Origin of the sequence: Pseudomonas rossensis, from assembly GCF_039888995.1 — a bacterium.
GTDB lineage: Bacteria > Pseudomonadota > Gammaproteobacteria > Pseudomonadales > Pseudomonadaceae > Aquipseudomonas > Aquipseudomonas rossensis.
Map to the genome: position 1 here is coordinate 1 of NZ_JBBWCB010000249.1, position 3,806 is coordinate 3,806.

The 3,806-nt window shown below is 60.6% G+C and carries 4 protein-coding genes; all 4 read right to left on the reverse strand.

All coding sequences use genetic code 11. The features are described from left to right. Positions 1 to 85 precede the first annotated feature (85 nt). A complete protein-coding gene (locus WLY71_RS29970; RefSeq protein WP_347806455.1) occupies positions 86 to 1,000 on the reverse strand; it encodes a LysR family transcriptional regulator in 915 nt (304 codons plus the stop codon). A 193-nt stretch (positions 1,001 to 1,193) separates the two neighbouring features. Further along, positions 1,194 to 1,739: a GNAT family N-acetyltransferase gene (locus tag WLY71_RS29975; RefSeq protein WP_347806456.1), complete on the reverse strand. Its 546-nt coding sequence runs from the start codon at positions 1,737 to 1,739 to the stop codon at positions 1,194 to 1,196. A gap of 26 nt (positions 1,740 to 1,765) precedes the next feature. Next, positions 1,766 to 2,239 (reverse strand): LEA/WHy family protein, encoded by a 474-nt coding sequence (locus WLY71_RS29980; protein WP_347806457.1) that lies wholly within the window; start codon positions 2,237 to 2,239, stop codon positions 1,766 to 1,768. A gap of 57 nt (positions 2,240 to 2,296) precedes the next feature. Further along, positions 2,297 to 3,769, reverse strand: a complete 1,473-nt coding sequence (locus WLY71_RS29985; RefSeq protein WP_347806458.1) for a nucleobase:cation symporter-2 family protein — start codon at positions 3,767 to 3,769, stop codon at positions 2,297 to 2,299. Positions 3,770 to 3,806 lie beyond the last annotated feature (37 nt).

The following is a 3,806-nucleotide window of genomic DNA, read 5'->3' on the forward strand; positions in this document are numbered from 1 at the left end:
ATCTCTGTAGGAGCTGCCGAAGGCTGCGATCTTTTGATCTTGTTTTAAAAAAGCAAAATCAAAAGATCGCAGCCTTCGGCAGCTCCTACGCGCTCGCAAAACTCGCGACAATCGCTTCGCGTACTTTCAGCACCACCGGATCGAGCTGCGTACTGGTGCGCCAGCCCAGTTCGATCGGGTATCGCGGCAACGCCAGAGGGCAGGGCAGCAGTGTCAGTCCGCTCAGCGCTGCAATGCTTTGCGCCGCATGGGCCGGGATGGTCGCCACGGCCTGACTGCCCTTGAGCAAGTGCGGCAACGCGGCAAAGTGTGTGGTCGAAGCGCATACCCGCCGAGTCAACCCCAGCGCCGCCAGCCCCTCATCGGTGATCCCGATAAAGCCGCCCGACGAAACCAGAATGTGCTCGCGGGCGACGAACTCATCAAGGTTAAGGGTCTGCTGTCCCTCGGCCAGGCTCATCGGGTCCACCAAACACAGATAACCGCCTTCCCCCAGCACCTGACGACTGAGCAAGCGCTCGGCAAACCCACCTGCGGTGATCGCCAGATCAATGCTGCATTCCATCAACGCCTGGGCGACGATCTGACTGTGGGTCTGACGAAAGATCAGCCGCAGCTTCGGCGCGACGCGGGTGATTTCTTCGATCAGCCGGCGCCCATACGCGATTTCGAAATCATCGGACATACCCACAGTCACCGAGCGCCCGTCGTAATAGTGGGCGGCCGGATCGACCATCGCCAAGCTCTGCCGGCATTTATTCAAGGCATCGCTGACCACCGGTTTCAACTGGTTGGCCTTGAGCGTGGGCGCGAGTCCGCGGCCGGTGCGCACGAACAACTGATCGCCATACACCTCGCGAAGCCTTCGCAGTGCCGCGCTGACCGCCGATTGCGTCACGCCCAGACGCAACGCGGCCCGGCTGGCGCTGGACTCCTCGTGGAGCGCTTCGAAGACTTTCAGCAGGTTGAGATCGACGGTAGCGATATTCATTTGGTTCATATCATTCAGCAGCAAACGGGGCTTTATTCATGATCCCGTGGGGCCTGAGAATGGCGTGGAGATCGCCAACGACGTGGTCGGGCACTACGCGCGCCCGGACGTGTTTGAGTTGACGGTGGATGAGCGCGCCAAACAGGGTGTGCGCTTCAACGCATAACTCATGTGGGAGCAAGTTCGCTCCCACATTGGATCTTCAGCGCTGCTGTAGCGACTCTTCACGGGTGATTTCCCAGAGGTCTCTGGGGAATCGCCCGCTGACGAAGTCGCCCTCATCGCTGCGGATCAAGCGCATCCCCGTACGTTCCGAGAGTTTGCGCGAGCCGATGTTGGGCGCCGCTTTTGGTACCCGCATCACAGGCCGGCCGAGGGTTTTGAACCAGTACTCGGTGACGGCCGCACTGGCTTCGGTCATCAAGCCCTGGCCTTGCCATTTCGGCCCTAGCCAGAAGCCGCGGTTGTTGTCCTGTTCATCCATCAGGCTGACATTGCCGATCAGTTGCTCAGGCGCCGACTTCAAACGAATCGACCAGTGCCACTCTTTACCAGCGGCAATCGCCGGCAACGCGATGTCACGCAGATAGGTCAGTGAGCCGTCAGCAGGGTACGGCCAAGGAACGAGGGCGTTCAGATAACGCACCACTTCCCAGTGCGGGAACTGTTGCTGGACGGCTTCGGCATCGGCCAACTCCAGCGGGCGCAGGATCAATCGTTGGGTGTAAAGCGTTGGTGTGGCTTCCATGTTCTTTGTTGCTCCTTGAGTTGGATTTACCAGGTGCCGGTCGTCGACCCTGGCAGGCTGAGTTTGCCACTGTCCACGAAACGCATCGTGCCGAACAAGCCACCCGCGAGTTTGCCGCGCAGGACGTAGGGCAGGTTGTCGAGGGTTTGGGTTTTGCTCAGGCCCAGTGTCTGGCGCAACACGGAGAACGCCGAAACACTCACCGGAACGGTCAGCACGGTTTCGGAAAAGCGTGCAATCGAACCCGATTGATCGCTGACGCCAGAGGCGAGTGGCTGGCCGTTGACTTCCAGGTCCAGGGCCACGCCGTTGTAGTTGATGGTGGTCTCGTTGGGATTTTGCACGCGTATTTTCACGGCAAAGCGTACTTCCATGTCCTGGCTTTGCAACGGTTCGATGCCGACGACATTGATGTTCAGCGGGTCGCGATTGGGCAACAGCGCACAGGCGCTCAGGGAGAGCAAAAGCAGGCAAAGGATAACGGCGTGGACACTGCGCATGAACGTGCTCTCTTAAAGAAAAGGCCGAACCGCCAGTGGCTCGGCCTCGAGCATTTTCTAGCGGTTCAAGGGTGCGACAGCGGCAGGCGAGACGGGTTCACCCTTGGCCGGGACATCCGGGTTTTCCATGACCCGCAGGATCGAGGCTTCCGGATCGAAATCGTCTTCTTCCAGTTCAATGAACTCTTCGGGCAGGAAGATATTCAGCACGATAGCGCACAACGCGCCGACGGTGATCGGCGATTCAAAGATGTTATGCAGCGCCGTCGGTAGCTCGCGCAACACCTCCGGCACGGCCGCGACACCCAGGCCCATGCCGAGCGAAATCGACACGATCAGCATGTTGCGCCGGTGCAGGCCGGCTTCGGCGAGGATCTTGATCCCGGCGACGGCGACGGTGCCGAACATCACCAGCTCAGCGCCACCCAGCACCGGTTTGGGCATCAGTTGCAGCACCGCGCCGATCATCGGGAACAACCCCAGCACCACCAACAAACCGGCAATGAAGAACGCCACGTAGCGGCTGGCCACGCCGGTGAGCTGAATCACGCCGTTGTTCTGAGCGAAGGTCACCATCGGCATGCTGTTGAACACGGCGGCCATGGCCGAGTTGAGGCCGTCGGCGAGAAGGCCGGACTTGATCCGGCGGATGTAGATCGGGCCTTTGACTGGCTGCCGGGAAATCATCGAGTTGGCGGTCAAGTCACCGGCGGCTTCCAGCGGCGACACCAGGAAAATCACCGCCACTGGCACAAACGCCACCCAATCGAAGTTAAAGCCGTACTTGAACGGCACCGGCACGCTCATCAGCGGTACGTCGGGCAGGCTGGCGAAGTTGACGGCACCCATCAGCCAGGCCACGACATAGCCGAGGGTCAGGCCGATGACGATCGCACCGAGGCGCAGGAACGGCACATCGACCCGGTTCAACACCACAATCGTTCCGAGCACCAATGCCGCCAGGGCCAGGTGACTGGCCGCGCCGAGGTCCGCCGCACCGAAACCGCCGGCGATGTCGGTCATGGCGACTTTGATCAGCGACAGACCCATGAGGGTGATGATGGTTCCGGTCACCACCGGGGTGATCAGCATCCGCAATTTGCCGATGAACTGGCTCAACACCACTTCGATGAAGGCGGCGAAAAAGCACACACCGAAGATCGTCGAGAGGATTTCATCGGTGCCGCCGCCCCGGGCCTTGACCATGAAGCCGGCACTGAGAATCACGCTGATGAATGAGAAGCTGGTGCCTTGCAGACACAGCAGGCCGGAACCGATCGGGCCGAAACGTCGTGCCTGAACAAACGTGCCCAGCCCCGAGACGAACAGCGCCATGCTGATCAGGTACGGCACTTCGCTTTGCAGGCCGAGGGCGCCCCCCATGATCAGGGTCGGGGTGATGATGCCGACGAAACTGGCGAGCACGTGTTGCAGGGCGGCGAAGACGGTGGCGGTCAGATGCGGGCGATCGTCGAGGCCGTATATCAGGTCGTTATTGCGCGGGGCATGGGCTTTTTCAGAGGCGGTCATGGTGGTGTGCATGCCAGAAGGCGGGCCGGGTCAAAAA